This window comes from Escherichia sp. KTE159 (assembly GCF_000408805.1).
In the GTDB taxonomy this organism is placed as follows: Bacteria; Pseudomonadota; Gammaproteobacteria; order Enterobacterales; family Enterobacteriaceae; genus Escherichia; species Escherichia marmotae.
In genome coordinates, this window is record NZ_KE137292.1 from 228,643 (window position 1) to 247,438 (window position 18,796).

General features: G+C 51.6%; 20 protein-coding genes and 1 pseudogene. 13 read left to right on the forward strand and 8 right to left on the reverse strand.

Annotated features, from left to right (window positions below; translation table 11 throughout):
- Positions 1-34: 34 nt before the first annotated feature.
- The 6 genes and pseudogenes from tgt (at position 35) to yajD (ending at position 5,154) form a co-directional block, all read left to right on the forward strand.
- Positions 35-1,162 (forward strand): tRNA guanosine(34) transglycosylase Tgt, encoded by a 1,128-nt coding sequence (gene tgt / locus A31E_RS20135; protein WP_000667317.1) that lies wholly within the window; start codon positions 35-37, stop codon positions 1,160-1,162.
- 22 nt (positions 1,163-1,184) lie between these two features.
- Positions 1,185-1,517, forward strand: coding sequence for a preprotein translocase subunit YajC (yajC, locus tag A31E_RS20130; RefSeq protein WP_000007629.1), 333 nt, complete (start codon positions 1,185-1,187; stop codon positions 1,515-1,517).
- Between the two features lie 27 nt (positions 1,518-1,544).
- Positions 1,545-3,392 (forward strand): protein translocase subunit SecD, encoded by a 1,848-nt coding sequence (gene secD, locus A31E_RS20125; RefSeq protein ID WP_032141503.1) that lies wholly within the window; start codon positions 1,545-1,547, stop codon positions 3,390-3,392.
- Positions 3,393-3,402: 10 nt separating this feature from the next.
- On the forward strand, positions 3,403-4,374 hold the full coding sequence (gene secF / locus A31E_RS20120; RefSeq protein ID WP_000046634.1) for a protein translocase subunit SecF: 972 nt from the start codon (positions 3,403-3,405) through the stop codon (positions 4,372-4,374).
- 192 nt (positions 4,375-4,566) lie between these two features.
- A pseudogene (locus A31E_RS0122150) lies at positions 4,567-4,719 on the forward strand (type II toxin-antitoxin system RelE/ParE family toxin); the annotation flags it as partial.
- Positions 4,720-4,806: 87 nt separating this feature from the next.
- On the forward strand, positions 4,807-5,154 hold the full coding sequence (gene yajD, locus A31E_RS20115; protein ID WP_001515882.1) for an HNH nuclease YajD: 348 nt from the start codon (positions 4,807-4,809) through the stop codon (positions 5,152-5,154).
- A 38-nt stretch (positions 5,155-5,192) separates the two neighbouring features.
- On the opposite strand, the gene tsx is transcribed toward yajD, so the two are convergent.
- Together tsx and A31E_RS20105 are read right to left on the reverse strand one after the other, a co-directional pair.
- A complete protein-coding gene (gene tsx, locus A31E_RS20110; RefSeq protein ID WP_001515883.1) occupies positions 5,193-6,077 on the reverse strand; it encodes a nucleoside-specific channel-forming protein Tsx in 885 nt (294 codons plus the stop codon).
- 297 nt (positions 6,078-6,374) lie between these two features.
- Positions 6,375-6,914, reverse strand: coding sequence for a SadB/YajI family lipoprotein (locus tag A31E_RS20105; protein WP_016248416.1), 540 nt, complete (start codon positions 6,912-6,914; stop codon positions 6,375-6,377).
- A 149-nt stretch (positions 6,915-7,063) separates the two neighbouring features.
- Between A31E_RS20105 and nrdR the strand changes: the two genes are divergently transcribed.
- From nrdR to pgpA, 6 genes are all read left to right on the forward strand, one after another.
- Positions 7,064-7,513 carry a transcriptional regulator NrdR gene (nrdR, locus tag A31E_RS20100; RefSeq protein WP_000543535.1) on the forward strand — a complete coding sequence of 150 codons (450 nt, stop codon included), beginning with the start codon at positions 7,064-7,066 and terminating at the stop codon, positions 7,511-7,513.
- Between the two features lie 3 nt (positions 7,514-7,516).
- A complete protein-coding gene (gene ribD / locus A31E_RS20095) occupies positions 7,517-8,620 on the forward strand; it encodes a bifunctional diaminohydroxyphosphoribosylaminopyrimidine deaminase/5-amino-6-(5-phosphoribosylamino)uracil reductase RibD (protein ID WP_001150410.1) in 1,104 nt (367 codons plus the stop codon).
- A gap of 88 nt (positions 8,621-8,708) precedes the next feature.
- Positions 8,709-9,179 carry a 6,7-dimethyl-8-ribityllumazine synthase gene (gene ribE, locus A31E_RS20090; RefSeq protein WP_001021161.1) on the forward strand — a complete coding sequence of 157 codons (471 nt, stop codon included), beginning with the start codon at positions 8,709-8,711 and terminating at the stop codon, positions 9,177-9,179.
- 19 nt (positions 9,180-9,198) lie between these two features.
- Entirely contained in the window at positions 9,199-9,618 is a 420-nt protein-coding gene (gene nusB, locus A31E_RS20085; protein ID WP_000801121.1) for a transcription antitermination factor NusB, read from the forward strand.
- A 77-nt stretch (positions 9,619-9,695) separates the two neighbouring features.
- Positions 9,696-10,673 carry a thiamine-phosphate kinase gene (gene thiL, locus A31E_RS20080; RefSeq protein ID WP_001515885.1) on the forward strand — a complete coding sequence of 326 codons (978 nt, stop codon included), beginning with the start codon at positions 9,696-9,698 and terminating at the stop codon, positions 10,671-10,673.
- Complete coding sequence (pgpA, locus tag A31E_RS20075) at positions 10,651-11,166, forward strand: phosphatidylglycerophosphatase A (protein ID WP_001515886.1); 516 nt, start codon at positions 10,651-10,653, stop codon at positions 11,164-11,166. Before thiL ends, pgpA begins: the two co-directional genes overlap by 23 nt.
- Positions 11,167-11,253: 87 nt before the next feature.
- Here pgpA and yajO read toward each other — a convergent pair whose 3' ends face one another.
- From yajO to xseB, 4 genes are all read right to left on the reverse strand, one after another.
- On the reverse strand, positions 11,254-12,228 hold the full coding sequence (gene yajO / locus A31E_RS20070; protein ID WP_001199769.1) for a 1-deoxyxylulose-5-phosphate synthase YajO: 975 nt from the start codon (positions 12,226-12,228) through the stop codon (positions 11,254-11,256).
- Between the two features lie 256 nt (positions 12,229-12,484).
- The gene (gene dxs, locus A31E_RS20065; protein WP_000006775.1) at positions 12,485-14,347 is read right to left on the reverse strand and encodes a 1-deoxy-D-xylulose-5-phosphate synthase; all 1,863 of its coding nucleotides are present in this window, start codon (positions 14,345-14,347) and stop codon (positions 12,485-12,487) included.
- Between the two features lie 24 nt (positions 14,348-14,371).
- Positions 14,372-15,271 carry a (2E,6E)-farnesyl diphosphate synthase gene (gene ispA / locus A31E_RS20060; protein ID WP_000347244.1) on the reverse strand — a complete coding sequence of 300 codons (900 nt, stop codon included), beginning with the start codon at positions 15,269-15,271 and terminating at the stop codon, positions 14,372-14,374.
- A complete protein-coding gene (gene xseB / locus A31E_RS20055; RefSeq protein ID WP_001124936.1) occupies positions 15,271-15,513 on the reverse strand; it encodes an exodeoxyribonuclease VII small subunit in 243 nt (80 codons plus the stop codon). Before xseB ends, ispA begins: the two co-directional genes overlap by 1 nt.
- A 205-nt stretch (positions 15,514-15,718) precedes the next feature.
- Between xseB and thiI the strand changes: the two genes are divergently transcribed.
- Positions 15,719-17,167, forward strand: a complete 1,449-nt coding sequence (gene thiI / locus A31E_RS20050) for a tRNA uracil 4-sulfurtransferase ThiI (protein ID WP_000668664.1) — start codon at positions 15,719-15,721, stop codon at positions 17,165-17,167.
- Positions 17,168-17,219: 52 nt separating this feature from the next.
- Here the strand turns inward: thiI and yajL are convergent, their stop codons facing one another.
- Entirely contained in the window at positions 17,220-17,810 is a 591-nt protein-coding gene (gene yajL, locus A31E_RS20045) for a protein deglycase YajL (protein WP_001276331.1), read from the reverse strand.
- The gene (panE, locus tag A31E_RS20040; RefSeq protein WP_000705856.1) at positions 17,773-18,684 is read right to left on the reverse strand and encodes a 2-dehydropantoate 2-reductase; all 912 of its coding nucleotides are present in this window, start codon (positions 18,682-18,684) and stop codon (positions 17,773-17,775) included. The genes yajL and panE overlap by 38 nt, the downstream gene beginning before the upstream one ends.
- Between the last annotated feature and the right edge of the window lie 112 nt (positions 18,685-18,796).

The window sequence follows — 18,796 nt, forward strand, 5'->3', positions numbered from 1 at the left end:
CGTTGGACTGTTTTTCTGACGTAGTGGAGAAAAAATGAAATTTGAACTGGACACCACCGACGGTCGCGCACGCCGTGGCCGCCTGGTCTTTGATCGCGGCGTAGTGGAAACGCCTTGTTTTATGCCCGTGGGCACTTACGGCACCGTAAAAGGGATGACGCCGGAAGAAGTTGAAGCCACTGGCGCACAAATTATCCTCGGCAATACTTTCCACCTGTGGCTGCGCCCGGGCCAGGAAATCATGAAACTGCATGGCGATCTGCACGATTTTATGCAGTGGAAAGGCCCAATCCTCACCGATTCCGGTGGTTTCCAGGTCTTCAGCCTTGGCGATATCCGTAAAATCACCGAACAGGGCGTGCACTTCCGTAACCCTATCAACGGCGACCCGATTTTCCTCGATCCTGAAAAATCGATGGAGATTCAGTACGATCTTGGTTCAGATATTGTCATGATTTTTGACGAGTGTACGCCGTATCCCGCTGACTGGGATTACGCAAAACGTTCCATGGAGATGTCTCTGCGTTGGGCGAAGCGTAGCCGTGAGCGTTTTGACAGTCTCGGAAACAAAAATGCGCTGTTTGGCATCATTCAGGGCAGCGTTTACGAAGATTTACGTGATATCTCTGTTAAAGGTCTGGTAGATATCGGTTTTGATGGCTACGCTGTCGGCGGTCTGGCTGTGGGTGAGCCGAAAGCAGATATGCACCGTATTCTGGAGCATGTGTGCCCGCAAATTCCAGCAGACAAACCGCGTTACCTGATGGGCGTTGGTAAACCGGAAGACCTGGTTGAAGGCGTGCGCCGCGGTATCGATATGTTTGACTGCGTAATGCCAACACGTAATGCGCGTAACGGTCATCTGTTCGTGACCGATGGCGTGGTGAAAATTCGCAACGCGAAGTATAAGAGCGACACCGGGCCGCTCGATCCTGAGTGTGATTGCTACACCTGTCGCAATTATTCACGTGCCTACTTGCATCATCTCGACCGTTGCAACGAAATATTAGGCGCGCGACTCAACACCATTCATAACCTTCGTTACTACCAGCGTTTGATGGCGGGTTTACGCAAGGCTATTGAAGAGGGTAAATTAGAGAGCTTCGTAGCTGATTTTTACCAGCGTCAGGGGCGAGAAGTACCACCTTTGAACGTTGATTAATATTAATAATGAGGGAAATTTAATGAGCTTTTTTATTTCTGATGCGGTAGCGGCAACGGGTGCTCCGGCACAAGGTAGCCCGATGTCTTTGATTTTGATGCTGGTGGTATTCGGTCTGATTTTCTATTTCATGATCCTGCGCCCACAGCAGAAGCGCACCAAAGAACACAAAAAGCTGATGGACTCCATCGCCAAAGGTGATGAAGTGCTGACGAACGGTGGCCTGGTAGGTCGCGTAACCAAAGTAGCGGAAAACGGCTACATTGCTATCGCACTGAATGACACCACTGAAGTAGTTATTAAACGTGACTTCGTAGCCGCCGTTCTGCCGAAAGGCACCATGAAGGCGCTGTAATTAAAATTTTTCCCTAAGGGAATTGCCGTGTTAAACCGTTATCCTTTGTGGAAGTACGTCATGCTGATCGTGGTGATTGTCATCGGTCTGCTCTACGCGCTTCCCAACCTGTTTGGTGAGGATCCGGCTGTTCAGATCACTGGCGCGCGCGGAGTCGCCGCCAGTGAGCAAACGCTGATCCAGGTCCAGAAAACGTTACAAGAAGAAAAAATAACTGCTAAGTCTGTGGCACTGGAAGAGGGCGCTATTCTTGCGCGCTTCGACTCCACTGACACCCAACTGCGCGCTCGTGAAGCATTAATGGGCGTTATGGGTGACAAATACGTCGTGGCGCTTAACCTTGCCCCGGCAACGCCGCGCTGGCTGGCAGCTATTCACGCTGAGCCGATGAAGCTCGGTCTTGACCTGCGTGGTGGCGTTCACTTCCTGATGGAAGTGGATATGGACACTGCGCTGGGCAAACTCCAGGAACAAAATATCGACAGCCTGCGCAGCGACTTGCGCGAAAAAGGCATCCCGTATACCACTGTTCGTAAAGAAAATAATTACGGTCTGAGCATCACCTTCCGTGACTCTAATGCGCGTGATGAAGCCATTGCGTATCTGAGCAAACGCCATCCCGATCTGGTCATTAGCAGCCAGGGTAGTAACCAACTGCGTGCGGTGATGAGCGATGCGCGTCTCAGTGAAGCGCGTGAATATGCGGTGCAGCAGAATATCAACATCCTGCGTAACCGTGTAAACCAGCTTGGTGTCGCTGAGCCTGTGGTACAACGCCAGGGTGCAGATCGTATCGTTGTTGAATTGCCTGGTATTCAGGACACTGCGCGTGCGAAAGAGATTCTGGGGGCGACTGCAACGCTGGAATTCCGTCTGGTAAACACCAACGTTGACCAGGCTGCTGCCGCATCTGGCCGCGTACCGGGTGACTCTGAAGTGAAACAGACCCGCGAAGGTCAGCCGGTTGTGCTGTACAAACGCGTGATCCTGACCGGTGACCATATCACCGACTCCACTTCCAGCCAGGACGAATACAACCAGCCGCAGGTTAACATCTCGCTCGACAGCGCTGGTGGCAACATCATGTCTAACTTCACCAAGGACAACATCGGTAAACCGATGGCAACCCTGTTCGTGGAGTACAAAGACAGCGGTAAGAAAGATGCTAACGGTCGTGCGGTTCTGGTGAAACAGGAAGAGGTGATTAACATCGCGAATATCCAGTCTCGTCTGGGTAACAGCTTCCGTATCACCGGTATCAACAACCCGAACGAAGCGCGTCAGTTGTCGCTGCTGCTGCGTGCCGGTGCGTTGATTGCGCCGATTCAGATTGTTGAAGAACGTACCATTGGTCCGACTCTGGGTATGCAGAACATTGAGCAGGGGCTGGAAGCGTGTCTCGCCGGTCTGCTGGTTTCTATTCTGTTCATGATCCTCTTCTATAAGAAGTTTGGTCTGATTGCGACCAGTGCACTGATTGCCAACCTGATCTTGATCGTCGGCATTATGTCGCTGTTGCCAGGTGCAACGCTGAGTATGCCGGGTATTGCGGGTATCGTCTTAACCCTTGCGGTGGCGGTCGATGCGAACGTACTGATCAACGAACGTATTAAAGAAGAGTTGAGCAACGGACGTACCGTTCAGCAGGCGATTGACGAAGGTTATCGTGGCGCGTTCAGTTCTATCTTCGATGCGAACATCACCACGCTGATTAAAGTCATCATCCTGTATGCGGTTGGTACTGGGGCAATTAAAGGGTTCGCGATTACTACCGGTATCGGTGTGGCGACGTCGATGTTTACCGCGATTGTCGGTACGCGTGCCATCGTAAACCTGCTATATGGCGGCAAGCGCGTCAAGAAGCTGTCAATCTGAGGAGTGCGATGTGGCACAGGAATATACTGTTGAACAACTAAACCACGGTCGTAAAGTCTATGACTTTATGCGCTGGGACTACTGGGCCTTCGGCATCTCTGGTCTGCTGTTAATTGCTGCTATCGTCATTATGGGCGTGCGTGGCTTTAACTGGGGGCTGGATTTTACCGGTGGTACGGTTATCGAAATTACGCTCGAAAAACCGGCTGAAATTGACGTAATGCGTGATGCATTGCAGAAAGCGGGCTTTGAAGAGCCGATGCTGCAAAACTTCGGTAGCAGCCACGACATCATGGTCCGTATGCCGCCTGCTGAAGGCGAAATAGGCGGTCAGGTGCTGGGTAGTCAGGTTCTGAAAGTTATTAACGAATCTACCAACCAGAATGCGGCGGTGAAGCGTATTGAGTTCGTCGGCCCGAGCGTGGGGGCAGACCTTGCGCAAACCGGTGCGATGGCGTTGATGGCGGCGCTGTTGTCTATCCTTGTCTACGTGGGTTTCCGCTTTGAGTGGCGACTGGCGGCAGGGGTAGTTATCGCGCTGGCACACGACGTTATCATTACGCTGGGTATTTTGTCGTTATTCCATATCGAGATTGACCTGACCATTGTGGCATCGTTGATGTCGGTCATCGGTTACTCACTTAACGACAGTATCGTGGTATCGGACCGTATTCGTGAAAACTTCCGCAAAATCCGTCGCGGTACGCCTTACGAAATCTTTAACGTGTCCTTGACCCAGACGCTGCACCGTACTTTGATCACATCCGGTACTACTTTGATGGTTATCCTGATGCTGTATCTCTTCGGTGGCCCGGTGCTGGAAGGCTTCTCGCTGACCATGCTAATTGGTGTTTCCATCGGTACGGCATCTTCTATCTACGTAGCATCGGCACTGGCTCTGAAACTGGGCATGAAGCGTGAGCACATGCTGCAGCAGAAAGTGGAAAAAGAAGGGGCGGATCAACCGTCAATTCTGCCGTAAGGGTGTTTTAAAGCCGTTCAGTTAAAAAAAACCGTGGCGTTTTTGCGCTGCGGTTTTTTTTGGTTATTGCATATTGAACTGAATACAGCTTTGGTTGTAGAGATAGTTCTGACATATACTTTGTATTAATAGTTAATACGTGGAGATCGCTTATGCGCAAAATTACCTTAGTAAGCGTTGGCGAATAACTAGAAAATGCCCGGGATAGGGCAAGACTATGATGCGGTTCCAGAGGTAAAGAATATCGCATTTAGGTTTCATACTGTTTATTACGTTATAAGAGTAGATGACATTCTCATTGCGCGTATTCTTCATCAGCAGATGGAACCTCGCCGTCACTGGTAATGTGAGAATTTATTTACTCAGGATTGCGAAAATCCCTACATCTTGGGAAACTGCGCGTAACCCTACATTTCTTCCAGGTAATTTATTATGGCTGTCATCCCCAAAAACTATGCGCGGTTAGAAAGCGGTTATCGTGAAAAGGCGCTGAAACTCTATCCGTGGGTGTGTGGACGTTGTTCCCGCGAGTTTGTCTATTCCAACCTGCGTGAGCTAACTGTGCACCATATTGATCACGACCATACCAACAACCCGGAAGATGGTAGTAACTGGGAATTACTGTGTCTTTATTGCCACGATCATGAACATTCGAAATATACCGAGGCAGATCAGTATGGTACGACCGTTATCGCAGGGGAAGATGCGCAGAAAGATGTTGGCGAAGCGAAATACAACCCGTTCGCTGATTTAAAAGCGATGATGAACAAGAAGAAGTGATAAAAAAATGCCGGATACAAGATCCGGCATTTTCATAATCAGAAGTTGTAACCTACCACCAGGTAACCACCCCAACCGGTAGAGCGAACGTTGAAGTTGCCGTTACCGAAGTTCAGTTCTGCATCGTCGTTCCACTGACCACCGTCATGCCAGTAACGCGCGACGACAGAGTAGTGCCAGTGATCATAGTTCAGCGCCAGAATATGGCTGGAAGCGATAGAGTTATTGCTACGCGTTTTAATACCGTTGATTGCGTTACCGCTGTCATCACCCAGATCGGAACCCCAGTCGAAGTTGGTGAAACCGATGTAGCTCAACTGGCCGCCCCACAGATCGGTAATCGGTACAAAGTATTTCACTTTAAAACGGTAGCCGTCCCACTCGTTTTCGTTCGCTGCGCCGTAGTTCTGCCACTGGTATTTCGCATACACGTTCAGGGACAGGCTCATCGGCAGGCCAGTATCGATGTCCGTACCCAGACCCATATACCAGGTGCTCTGGCGACCATCTTTGTTACGGCCCATGTCGTAGATGTAGTTGTTCGCGAAGTACCACTCTTTGAACGGACCGAAGCTGAGATCGGTATTAGTCAGTTTGTCGATGGAGAAACGCGGTTCGATTTCCATAAACAGCGGAGAACCGTGGTTCCAGATACCTTTTGCATCGGAGTTACCGCCGAAGAATACCGGCGCATCCGCGTAACCATAGAAGTCGAACCAGTCTTTTTTAGCGAATGCTTCGTACTCCAGGTAGGTATCGTTGCGGATCTGCGGTCCGAAACGGGTGTGATAGCTTCCGACAACGTTAACGCTCTGGTGCCACCAGTCGGAAAGGTACTGCGGTTTGTCGTTTTCAGCTGCGTTGACAGTAAAAGACGAAGAGAGCGCCAGTACCGCACCGGCTGCCAGTAATGTTTTTTTCATATGTATGCCACTGTTTGAAAATCCCTTACGGGAGTGAAAAAGGCGCAAATTGCGTTTCTAAATATTTCGTATACAGAGGAGCCTATTATAAAAATCATTGCTCACAAAAATATGTTTCGTTTCACAGTTCTATCATTTACGTAATCGATTGCGTTCACGTTTACACACATTCGGGCGGGGATTGTACTGACTTTCACCTTTGTTGCAAACTTTTACTATCAATCCGGGTGATGTAAGCGGAATAACAAAATGATGGGGAAAGATGTTGCGGGACACACAAAATGCCCCGCGAAACGTTTACTGCATAACAGGTTGAATGTCGTGGATGCGTATAAAGCCTAACTGATCCACTGAAATGCCATTTAACTGTAACGGAATATCAACATCACTGGGCGCGAGGACACTGGCAGGGGCGTTAATCAATTGATTCTGCACATTGATCTCCTGAAAGTTGTCGATTGTTCCCTGAATTTTCCCATATTCAACGGTTCCGCTGAACGCGGGTAAGGGATCATTGGATTCGCCCTGAATACGCAGCGTCAGCGTAGTGCCATCTGCATTTGGCGTAATATTCACCAGCGACATACGTAAGGTGCCGATCTGGCTTTCCAGACGCGCTGGTGTCTTTGCTCCCGGCAGAAGGTAAACCCCACTGCTGGATTGTGCATTCAGCCTGTTTTGCTGAGTGATTTTGACGGTCTCTTTATTGAGTTGTGTCATCTCTTGATTCAGCGTGCTGACGCTTTGTTTCATCTGTCGTACTTCGCTTTGCTGTACACAGGCGCTTAAGCTGAACAGGCTTCCCAGCAAGAGCAGTCGAAAAACGTGAGTGTTCATGGTTGTCCCTTTCTCGTCGCAATTAGCCTAATGGTAGAGGGAAAAAGCAGCGAAAACATCGATCCTTTGTCTCAAAAGCGTTGCGCCTTTGTTGTATCGTCAGTTCAGGGTAAAATAGATTTCTGTTAACCACCTGGTCAGGATGCCGTATGCATTGCCCATTCTGTTTCGCCGTGGACACTAAGGTTATTGACTCTCGTCTCGTGGGCGAGGGTTCATCCGTACGCCGCCGTCGGCAGTGTCTGGTGTGTAATGAACGTTTCACCACGTTTGAAGTGGCGGAACTGGTTATGCCACGCGTTGTTAAAAGCAACGACGTGCGCGAACCGTTTAATGAAGAAAAATTGCGTAGCGGAATGCTGCGGGCGCTGGAAAAACGTCCGGTAAGTTCCGATGACGTCGAAATGGCGATTAACCATATAAAGTCACAGCTCCGCGCCACCGGTGAGCGCGAGGTGCCGAGCAAGATGATTGGCAATCTGGTGATGGAGCAATTGAAAAAACTCGATAAAGTCGCCTATATCCGTTTTGCCTCTGTCTATCGCAGTTTCGAAGATATCAAAGAATTTGGCGAAGAGATCGCGCGCCTGGAGGACTAAACCGTGCAGGATGAGTATTACATGGCGCGGGCGCTAAAGCTGGCGCAACGAGGACGTTTCACCACGCATCCCAATCCGAATGTCGGATGCGTCATTGTCAAAGATGGCGAAATTGTCGGTGAAGGTTATCATCACCGTGCGGGTGAACCACATGCCGAGGTACACGCGTTGCGCATGGCGGGTGAAAAAGCTAAAGGTGCAACTGCGTATGTGACACTCGAACCTTGTAGCCATCATGGTCGTACACCACCGTGCTGTGATGCGCTAATTGCTGCTGGCGTGGCGCGTGTGGTTGCCGCAATGCAGGATCCTAACCCGCAGGTCGCAGGGCGTGGACTTTATCGTCTGCAACAAGCAGGGATTGACGTCAGCCACGGCCTGATGATGAGCGAAGCCGAGCCGTTGAATAAAGGCTTTCTTAAGCGGATGCGCACTGGCTTTCCTTATATCCAACTGAAACTTGGCGCGTCGCTTGATGGCCGCACGGCGATGGCCAACGGCGAAAGCCAGTGGATCACTTCACCCCAGGCGCGTCGCGATGTTCAGCGTTTGCGTGCGCAAAGTCATGCTATTTTAACCAGCAGCGCCACGGTGCTGGCGGACGATCCGGCTTTAACGGTGCGTTGGTCTGAACTGGATGAACAAACTCAGGCGCTTTATCCGCAACAAAATCTACGCCAGCCGGTACGCATTGTGATTGATAGCCAAAATCGCGTAACGCCGGAACATCGCATTGTGCAGCAGCCGGGTGAAACCTGGTTCGCGCGCACTCAGGATGATTCTCGTGAATGGCCGGAAACGGTGCGCACCTTGCTGATTCCAGAACATAAAGGTCATCTGGATCTGGTTGTGCTGATGATGCAACTGGGTAAACAGCAAATTAACAGCATCTGGGTGGAAGCGGGGCCAACGCTCGCTGGAGCACTACTACAGGCGGGTTTAGTCGATGAACTGATTGTCTATATCGCACCTAAACTATTAGGCAGCGACGCCCGCGGATTATGTACGCTGCCGGGGCTTGAGAAATTAGCCGACGCGCCCCAATTTAAATTCAAAGAGATACGTCATGTAGGCCCGGATGTTTGCCTGCATTTAGTGGGCGCATGATCTCCCGGCTCGAAAGGGAAGCAGCGCACGAAATATTATGCTAAAATCCGCCCCCCTGCGGGGCCATACTCGAACCCGAAGGAAAAAAATGAACATTATTGAAGCTAACGTTGCTACCCCGGACGCTCGCGTCGCCATCACCATTGCGCGTTTCAACAACTTTATCAATGACAGCCTGCTGGAAGGTGCGATTGACGCACTGAAACGTATCGGTCAGGTAAAAGATGAAAACATTACCGTTGTTTGGGTGCCTGGTGCCTATGAGCTGCCGCTGGCGGCAGGCGCACTGGCAAAAACCGGTAAATACGACGCGGTGATTGCGTTGGGAACCGTTATTCGTGGTGGCACTGCCCACTTTGAATATGTCGCTGGCGGTGCAAGCAACGGCCTGGCGCATGTTGCCCAGGACAGCGAAATTCCGGTTGCTTTTGGTGTGTTGACCACCGAAAGCATTGAACAAGCGATCGAACGTGCTGGCACCAAAGCTGGTAACAAAGGTGCAGAAGCTGCACTGACCGCGCTTGAAATGATTAATGTATTGAAAGCCATCAAGGCCTGAAATTAGTAAGGGGAAATCCGTGAAACCTGCTGCTCGTCGCCGCGCTCGTGAGTGTGCCGTCCAGGCGCTCTACTCCTGGCAGTTGTCCCAGAACGACATCGCTGATGTTGAATACCAGTTCCTGGCTGAACAGGATGTAAAAGACGTTGACATCCTGTACTTCCGTGAGCTGCTGGCCGGGGTGGCGACTAACACCGCATACCTCGACGGACTGATGAAGCCATATCTGTCTCGCCTGCTGGAAGAGCTGGGCCAGGTAGAAAAAGCGGTACTGCGCATTGCACTGTACGAGCTGTCTAAACGTAGCGATGTGCCGTACAAAGTGGCTATTAACGAAGCGATCGAGCTGGCGAAATCGTTCGGCGCAGAAGACAGCCATAAGTTCGTCAACGGTGTACTCGATAAAGCAGCACCTGTGATTCGCCCTAACAAAAAGTGATATCCAGGCCGGTAGAGTAACGGAAAACAGTTCCGCACTCGCCGGCCTTTTCTTTTTTACCTGCTGAGGCGTAACGTATGGCATGTGGCGAGTTCTCCCTGATTGCCCGTTATTTTGACCGAGTAAGAAGCTCTCGTCTTGATGTCGAACTTGGCATCGGTGACGATTGTGCACTTCTCAATATCCCCGAGAAACAGACCCTGGCAATCAGCACTGATACGCTGGTGGCGGGTAACCATTTCCTCCCTGACATCGATCCTGCTGATCTGGCGTATAAAGCACTGGCGGTAAACTTAAGCGATCTGGCGGCGATGGGGGCCGATCCAGCCTGGCTGACGCTGGCATTGACTTTACCGAACGTGGACGAAGCGTGGCTTGAATCCTTCAGCGACAGTCTTTTCGAGCTCCTCAATTATTACGATATGCAGCTCATTGGCGGCGATACCACGCGTGGACCGCTATCAATGACGTTGGGTATCCACGGCTTTGTCCCGATGGGACGAGCTTTAACGCGCTCAGGTGCGAAACCGGGTGACTGGATCTATGTGACCGGTACGCCGGGCGATAGCGCCGCCGGGCTGGCGATTTTGCAAAACCGTTTGCAGGTTGCAGATGCTAAAGATGCGGAGTATTTAATAAAACGTCATCTCCGCCCATCGCCGCGTATTTTACAGGGGCAGGCACTGCGCGATCTGGCGAGTTCAGCTATCGATCTCTCTGACGGTCTGATCTCCGATCTCGGGCATATCGTGAAAGCCAGCGACTGCGGCGCACGAATTGATCTGACATTGTTGCCATTCTCTGACGCACTTTCACGTCATGTTGAACCGGAACAGGCGCTGCGTTGGGCGCTCTCTGGTGGCGAAGATTATGAGTTGTGCTTTACTGTGCCGGAGCTTAACCGTGGCGCGCTGGATGTTGCTCTGGGGCACCTGGGCGTACCGTTTACTTGTATCGGGCAAATGACCGCCGATATCGAAGGGCTTTGTTTTGTGCGTGACGGCGAACCTGTCACGGTTGACTGGAAAGGATATGACCATTTTGCCACGCCATAAAGATGTCGCGAAAAGTCGCCTGAAGATGAGTAACCCGTGGCACTTGTTGGCTACAGGGTTTGGGAGTGGGTTAAGCCCGATTGTTCCAGGTACGATGGGCTCGCTGGCGGCGATCCCCTTCTGGTATCTGATGACTTTTTTGCCCTGGCAACTCTACTCACTGGTGGTAATGCTGGGGATCTGCATCGGCGTCTATCTTTGCCATCAGACGGCGAAAGATATGGGTGTGCACGATCACGGCAGTATCGTCTGGGATGAGTTTATCGGCATGTGGATCACCCTGATGGCGCTGCCGACCAATGACTGGCAGTGGGTCGCTGCCGGGTTTGTCATTTTCCGGATTCTGGATATGTGGAAACCGTGGCCGATCCGCTGGTTTGATCGCAATGTGCATGGTGGCATGGGGATCATGATCGACGATATTGTCGCCGGAGTGATTTCCGCTGGAATACTCTATTTTATCGGCCATCACTGGCCGATGGGTATTCTGTAGCAGGCCGGGTAAGGCGTTCACGCTGCATCCGGCGGTTGTGCGCGATGTCTGATATGACGCTTGCCGCGTCTTATCAGACCTGCATACCTATTTAAATCCCACTATCGGATGCGGTTTATATGGCGTTTCCAGCTCGGCAATTTGTTCCGGCTTCAACGTGATATCCACCGCATTCAGTAACTCATCTAGCTGTTCTTCCCGCGAAGTTCCGATAATCGGTGCGGCAATGCCGGGTTTGCTCAATAGCCATGCCAGTGCAACTTGTGCCCGCGTAACGCCCAGTTCTTCACTTACACCGGCTAAACGGGCAGCTATTTGCGCGTCATTCTCATCGCTTTCTTTATAGAGATTTTTTCCCACTTCGTCAGAAACCAGTCGTGCAGTGGTTTCACCCCACGGACGCGTCAGACGGCCCCGTGCCAGCGGGCTCCACGGAATAACCGCCACGCCTTCCTGATAACACAGCGGCAGCATCTCGCGCTCTTCTTCACGATAAATCAGATTATAGTGATCCTGCATACTGACAAACTGCGCCCAGCCGTGCTGTTTTTGCAGTTCCAACGCCTGAGCAAACTGGGAGGCGTACATTGATGACGCGCCGATATAACGCGCTTTTCCGGCTTTTACGACGTCGTTCAGGGCTTCAAGCGTCTCTTCAATCGGCGTGTTGTAATCCCAGCGATGAATTTGCAGGATATCGACATAATCCATGCCGAGACGACGCAGGCTGTCGTCAATAGAGCGCAAAATTTGCGTGCGGGATAATCCTTCTGGTAAGTCACCGACACGATGGAAAACTTTTGTCGCGACGACCACGTCATCGCGACGGGCGAAATCCCGCAATGCGCGACCGACGATCTCTTCGCTGCTGCCATCGGAATAGCTATTCGCGGTATCAAAAAAGTTAATGCCGCCCTCAAGGGCGCGTTTGATTATTGGGCGACTGCTTTCTTCCGGCAGCGTCCATGCGTGATTACCGCGATCTGGCTCGCCAAAGGTCATACAGCCGAGGCAAAGTCGGGAAACGCGAAGGTCGGTTTTCCCTAAGAGGTTGTATTGCATGCTGCCACTCCCGTTATACTCGTCATACTTCAGGTTGCATGTGCTGCGGCTGCGAGTTATTCGGCCCATCCATGCCCTCACCCTTAACAGGGCCGCTGCAAACAGCGTTCAAATCCGCTCCATGCGGATTTGTCTTTCACCCCAGTCACTTACTTATGTAAGCTCCTGGGGCTTCACTCGTTTGCCGCCTTCCTGCAACTCGAATTATTTAGAGTCTATGAACAATCTTTTAAGCATAGCAGGAGTGGAGTAGGGATTATGCCAGCCAGGCTTTGATTTTGGCTTCCATTCCGGCGGCATCGAGGCCGAGCTCGGCGCGCATTTCTTCCTGCGTTCCTTGTGGAATAAAGAAGTCCGGTAGGCCAATATTCAGCACTGGCACCGGTTTACGATGTGCCATCAATACTTCGTTCACGCCGCTGCCTGCGCCGCCCATAATGGCGTTCTCTTCAACGGTGACCAGCGCCTCATGGCTGGCGGCCATTTCCAGAATTAACGCTTCATCAAGCGGCTTCACAAAACGCATATCGACCAGCGTAGCATTTAGCGATTCAGCGACTTTCACCGCTTCCTGCATCAAAGTACCAAAGTTGAGGATCGCCAGTTTTTCACCGCGACGCTTCACGATACCTTTACCAATCGGCAGTTTTTCCAGCGGCGTCAGTTCCACGCCAACTGCATTGCCGCGCGGGTAACGCACCGCTGACGGGCCATCGTTGTAGTGGTAACCGGTGTAAAGCATTTGGCGACATTCGTTTTCATCGCTTGGGGTCATAATGACCATTTCCGGGATGCAGCGCAGGAAGGAGAGATCAAAAGCCCCCTGGTGGGTTTGACCATCAGCACCAACAATGCCCGCGCGGTCGATGGCGAACAGAACCGGTAGCTTTTGAATTGCGACGTCATGCAGCACCTGATCGTAGGCGCGTTGCAGGAAGGTGGAGTAAATAGCCACGATCGGTTTGTACCCGCCAATCGCCAGACCAGCGGCAAAAGTCACCGCGTGTTGCTCAGCGATTGCCACGTCAAAGTAGCGATCCGGGAATTTCCGCGAAAACTCGACCATGCCGGAACCTTCACGCATCGCCGGCGTAATCGCCATCAGCTTGTTGTCTTTCGCTGCCGTTTCGCACAACCAGTCGCCAAAGATTTTTGAATAGCTCGGCAGACCGCCGCTGCTTTTGGGCAGGCAACCGCTGGACGGGTCAAATTTAGGCACGGCGTGGAAAGTGATTGGGTCTTTTTCTGCTGGTTCATAACCACGACCTTTTTTGGTCATGATATGCAGGAACTGCGGGCCTTTCAGGTCGCGCATATTTTTTAGCGTGGTGATAAGCCCCAGCACGTCGTGACCGTCAACCGGGCCGATGTAGTTAAAGCCCAGCTCTTCAAACAGCGTGCCAGGCACTACCATGCCTTTGATATGTTCTTCAGTGCGTTTGAGCAGTTCTTTAATTGGCGGCACGCCAGAGAAGACTTTTTTACCGCCTTCGCGCAGTGACGAGTAAAGTTTACCGGAAAGTAGCTGTGCCAGATGGTTGTTGAGCGCGCCGACATTTTCGGAAATCGACATTTCGTTGTCGTTGAGGATCACCAGCATATCAGGACGAATATCGCCCGCATGGTTCATCGCTTCAAACGCCATGCCTGCGGTAATCGCGCCGTCGCCAATTACGCAGACGGTGCGGCGATCCTTACCTTCTTTCTCGGCAGCCACCGCAATACCGATTCCGGCACTGATGGAGGTTGATGAATGCCCGACGCTTAACACGTCATATTCGCTTTCGCCGCGCCACGGGAACGGGTGTAGGCCGCCTTTCTGGCGGATAGTACCGATTTTGTCGCGGCGTCCGGTTAAAATTTTATGCGGATAAGCCTGATGCCCCACATCCCAGATTAACTGGTCAAATGGAGTGTTATAGACATAGTGCAGCGCCACGGTCAGTTCGACCGTGCCCAGCCCAGAGGCGAAGTGTCCGCTGGAACGGCTCACGCTGTCGAGTAAATAACGGCGCAGTTCGTCGCAGAGTTTCGGTAAACTCTCTTTTGGTAGCAGTCGCAACTCCTGGGTGGAGTCGACCAGTGCCAGGGTCGGGTATTTGGCAATATCAAAACTCATCAGAGGCCTATTAATACTTATTGTTTATTTATTACGCTGGATAATGTAGTCCGCTAGCGCTTCCAGTGCCGAGGTATCGAGCGACTGTTCAGCCAGTTGTTTCAGCGACTGGCGAGCATCGTCGATAAGATCTCTGGCTTTCTTCCGGGCTTGCTCAAGTCCCAGAAGTGCAGGGTAAGTACTTTTGCCAAGCTGCTGGTCGGCACCCTGACGTTTACCCAACGTTGCAGTATCTCCCACCACATCCAGGATGTCATCCTGAACCTGGAAGGCAAGACCGATGCTCTCTGCATACTTGTCGAGTATTGGCAGGGCATGACGTCCTTTATCTCCGGCGCTTAACGCACCAAGACGAACGGCGGCACGAATTAACGCACCTGTTTTATGACGATGAATACGTTCAAGTGCGTCCAGAGGTACGTGTTTGCCTTCCGCGTCTAAATCTAACGCCTGGCCGCCACACATTCCGGCAATACCGCTGGCATTTGCCAGTTCTGAAATCATCGCGATTCTGTCACGGTCTGAAACTTCTGGCATATCCGCATCGCTTAAAATCGAGAATGCTAACGTTTGTAAAGCATCCCCGGCGAGGATGGCGTTCGCTTCGCCAAACTTCACATGACAGGTGGGTAAACCACGACGTAAATCGTCATCATCCATTGCCGGTAGATCATCATGAATTAATGAGTAAGCGTGGATACACTCTACGGCTGCTGCTGGTGCGTCCAAAGTATTCAGACTTACGCCGAGCATTTGACCAGTAGCATAAACCAGGAAAGGTCGCAGGCGCTTACCACCTAATAATGCGCCATACTGCATGGTTTCTACCACGGGAGTGTTCTGAAAGGGCAGTGGGGCGATAAAACGGCTCAGCGCCTGGTTGGCCTGCTTAACGCAGGCTTCGAGTTGCTGCGGAAAGTCCATTACTCATTGTCCGGTGTAAAAGGTGTTGGAGAGGCGTCTTCGTTGTCAGACAGCAGGATCTGTACGCGCTGTTCGGCTTGTTGTAATTTGGCCTGCCCCTGACGTGCAAGCTGCACGCCACGTTCGAACTCATTCAGTGCCTCTTCCAGCGGCAGGTCGCCACTTTCCAGACGGGTCACAATCTGTTCCAGCTCGCTTAGCGCCTTTTCAAAGCTGGCGGGCGCCTCATTTTTCTTCGGCATAATGAATGTCTGACTCTCAATATTTTACGCCCCGTCATGGTAACGGACTCAGGGCAAATAGCAAATAACGCGCAATGGTAAGGTGATATGCGCAGCAAAGCGATGTTAGTGGTATACTTCCGCGCCTGGATGCAGCCGCAGGTGTGGGCTGCTGTATTTTTCCCCAAACAAGTCGCTTAAGACTTGCCAAAGAACCATTGCCGCCATGAAGTTTATCATTAAATTGTTCCCGGAAATCACCATCAAGAGCCAATCTGTGCGCTTGCGCTTTATAAAAATCCTTACCGGGAATATTCGTAACGTTTTAAAGCACTATGATGAGACGCTCGCAGTTGTCCGTCACTGGGATAACATCGAAGTTCGCGCGAAAGATGAAAACCAGCGTCTGGCAATTCGCGACGCTTTGACCCGCATTCCGGGTATCCACCATATTCTCGAAGTCGAAGACGTGCCGTTTACCGACATGCACGATATTTTCGAGAAAGCGTTGGTTCAGTACCGTGACCAACTGGAAGGTAAGACCTTCTGTGTACGCGTGAAGCGTCGCGGTAAGCACGATTTTAGCTCGATTGATGTGGAACGTTACGTCGGCGGTGGCTTGAATCAACATATTGAATCCGCTCGCGTGAAGCTGACTAACCCGGATGTGACTGTCCATCTGGAAGTGGAAGACGATCGTCTGCTGCTGATCAAAGGCCGCTACGAAGGTATTGGTGGTTTCCCGATAGGCACCCAGGAAGATGTGCTGTCGCTGATCTCTGGTGGTTTCGACTCTGGCGTTTCCAGTTATATGCTGATGCGCCGCGGTTGCCGTGTGCATTACTGCTTCTTTAACCTCGGCGGCGCGGCACACGAAATTGGTGTTCGTCAGGTGGCACATTATCTGTGGAATCGCTTTGGCAGCTCTCACCGCGTGCGTTTTGTCGCCATTAACTTCGAACCGGTAGTCGGTGAAATTCTTGAGAAAATCGACGACGGTCAGATGGGCGTCATTCTCAAACGTATGATGGTGCGTGCCGCATCTAAAGTGGCTGAGCGTTACGGCGTACAGGCGCTGGTGACCGGCGAGGCGTTGGGCCAGGTGTCCAGTCAGACGCTGACCAACCTGCGTCTGATTGATAACGTTTCTGACACGCTAATCCTGCGTCCGCTGATCTCTTACGACAAAGAGCACATCATTAACCTTGCTCGTCAGATTGGCACTGAAGACTTTGCCCGCACGATGCCGGAATATTGCGGCGTGATCTCCAAAAGCCCGACGGTGAAAGCGGTTAAGTCGAAGATTGAAGCGGAAGAAGAGAAGTTCGACTTCAGCATTCTCGACAAAGTGGTTGAGGAAGCGAATAACGTTGATATTCGCGAAATCGCCCAGCAGACCGAGCAGGAAGTGGTGGAAGTGGAAACCGTCAATGGCTTCGGCCCGAATGACGTGATCCTCGATATTCGCTCTATCGATGAACAGGAAGATAAACCGCTGAAAGTCGAAGGGATCGATGTAGTTTCCCTGCCGTTCTACAAATTGAGCACTAAATTTGGCGATCTCGACCAGAGCAAAACCTGGCTGTTGTGGTGTGAGCGCGGGGTGATGAGCCGCTTGCAGGCGCTCTATCTGCGCGAGCAGGGCTTTAAGAATGTGAAAGTGTATCGCCCGTAATTATGGGTATTTACGTCGCATCTGGCCAGATGCGACGCTTACCGCATCGACATTACTCGTAATAATTATAAATCCCTGCCGCCATCACCAGTTGTGATGCGACTTCATGGGCTTTCTCGCGCCCAACCAGCAGGTCGATAATTTTCAGACCAAAATCAATAGCCGTGCCTGGCCCCTGGCTGGTCAGCAATTTTACGCGTGCGTCCCAGACGACGCGCTTGTCTTGCCATTGTTCTGCGGGAATTTTATCTTTCAGCGTCGGGAAACCGGTCATATTGCCAATCGGGAAGATGTCGTGCGGCACCAACACCGTGGCTGGCACAGCACAAATCGCCGCAACGATACGCCCGGAACGGTGGAACTGTTTAACCGTTTCGACCAGTAGGGTGCTGTCACGAAAACACTCTGCACCTTTGATCCCACCAGGCAGTACAATCACATCATATTCGCCATCGGCCACTTCGACCAGCGGCGCATCCGCCAGCAGCTTCACGCCGCGCGAGCAGGTAATTGCCAGGTTGCCATCGCTGGCGACGCTGGCAGTAGTGACATTAATGCCACCGCGAACCAACAGGTCGATAGTGGTGACCGCTTCAGTCTCTTCACTACCAGGGGCGAGGCAAACCAGTGCCGATGCGCTCATATTCACTCTCCTTTCTTTTTACCATTTCAAACAGGCGGGTGTTTTCCGGTACAGCAATCCCATGCGCGCGGGCACGACGTAGCAGAAAACCGTTGATATAGTCGATTTCTGTATGGCGCAACGCGCGAATATCCTGCAGCATCGACGAGATGTTTTCTGCCGTAGCATCAATCACCTGCATCACATAATCACGCAGATCTTCCGCAGAAGTATGATGTCCTTCGCGTTCAATCACCGCCGCAACTTCTTCGCATATCTGCATAATTTCTTGCGGATGATGACGTAATTCGCCATTCGGGCAATTCCAGATGGCAGTCAGCGGATTAATCACACAGTTAACCGCCAGTTTTCGCCACAGCTCGGCGCGAATATTGTTATGCCAGGCGACGTCAGGTAAAACGGTTTGCAAAATATCTGCCAGATAGCTGTAATCACCATCCTGTTGACGCGCCGGGCCTATATGAGTAATACCGCTTGCCACGTGAATGATGACGTTGCCGTCGCGGCGCGCTGCATGGGTGGTCGTGCCCATCAGTAAAGGTTGCTCAATGTTCTGTAACTCTTCAATGGTGCCCATGCCGTTGTGGATCAGCAAAATTGGTGTGGTTACAGGTAGTGTTGATGCCAGACTTTTGACGGCATCAGACACCTGCCAGGCTTTCAACGTCACCAGTAACAGATCGCTGGTGGCCAGAAAATCTGGATCATTGGCGGTCAGAGATTCGTTAAATATCGAACCGTCTGTTTCAACCAGATTCACGCTACAGTACGGTTGTGGCACCCGCAGCCAGCCCTGAACTTCGTGGCCCTGTTTGCAAAGTGCTGTAAGCCATAATTGCCCTAAGGCACCGCATCCCAATACGGTAATTTTCATTGTTCCTCCTCACCCGCAACCACACCGGGTGTTCAATAAGGCTATCCCTTAATTGTGCATGGTGTTGTGACCATGCACAATTAAGGGATGCGTCCTGGCGCAGGACTGTCTG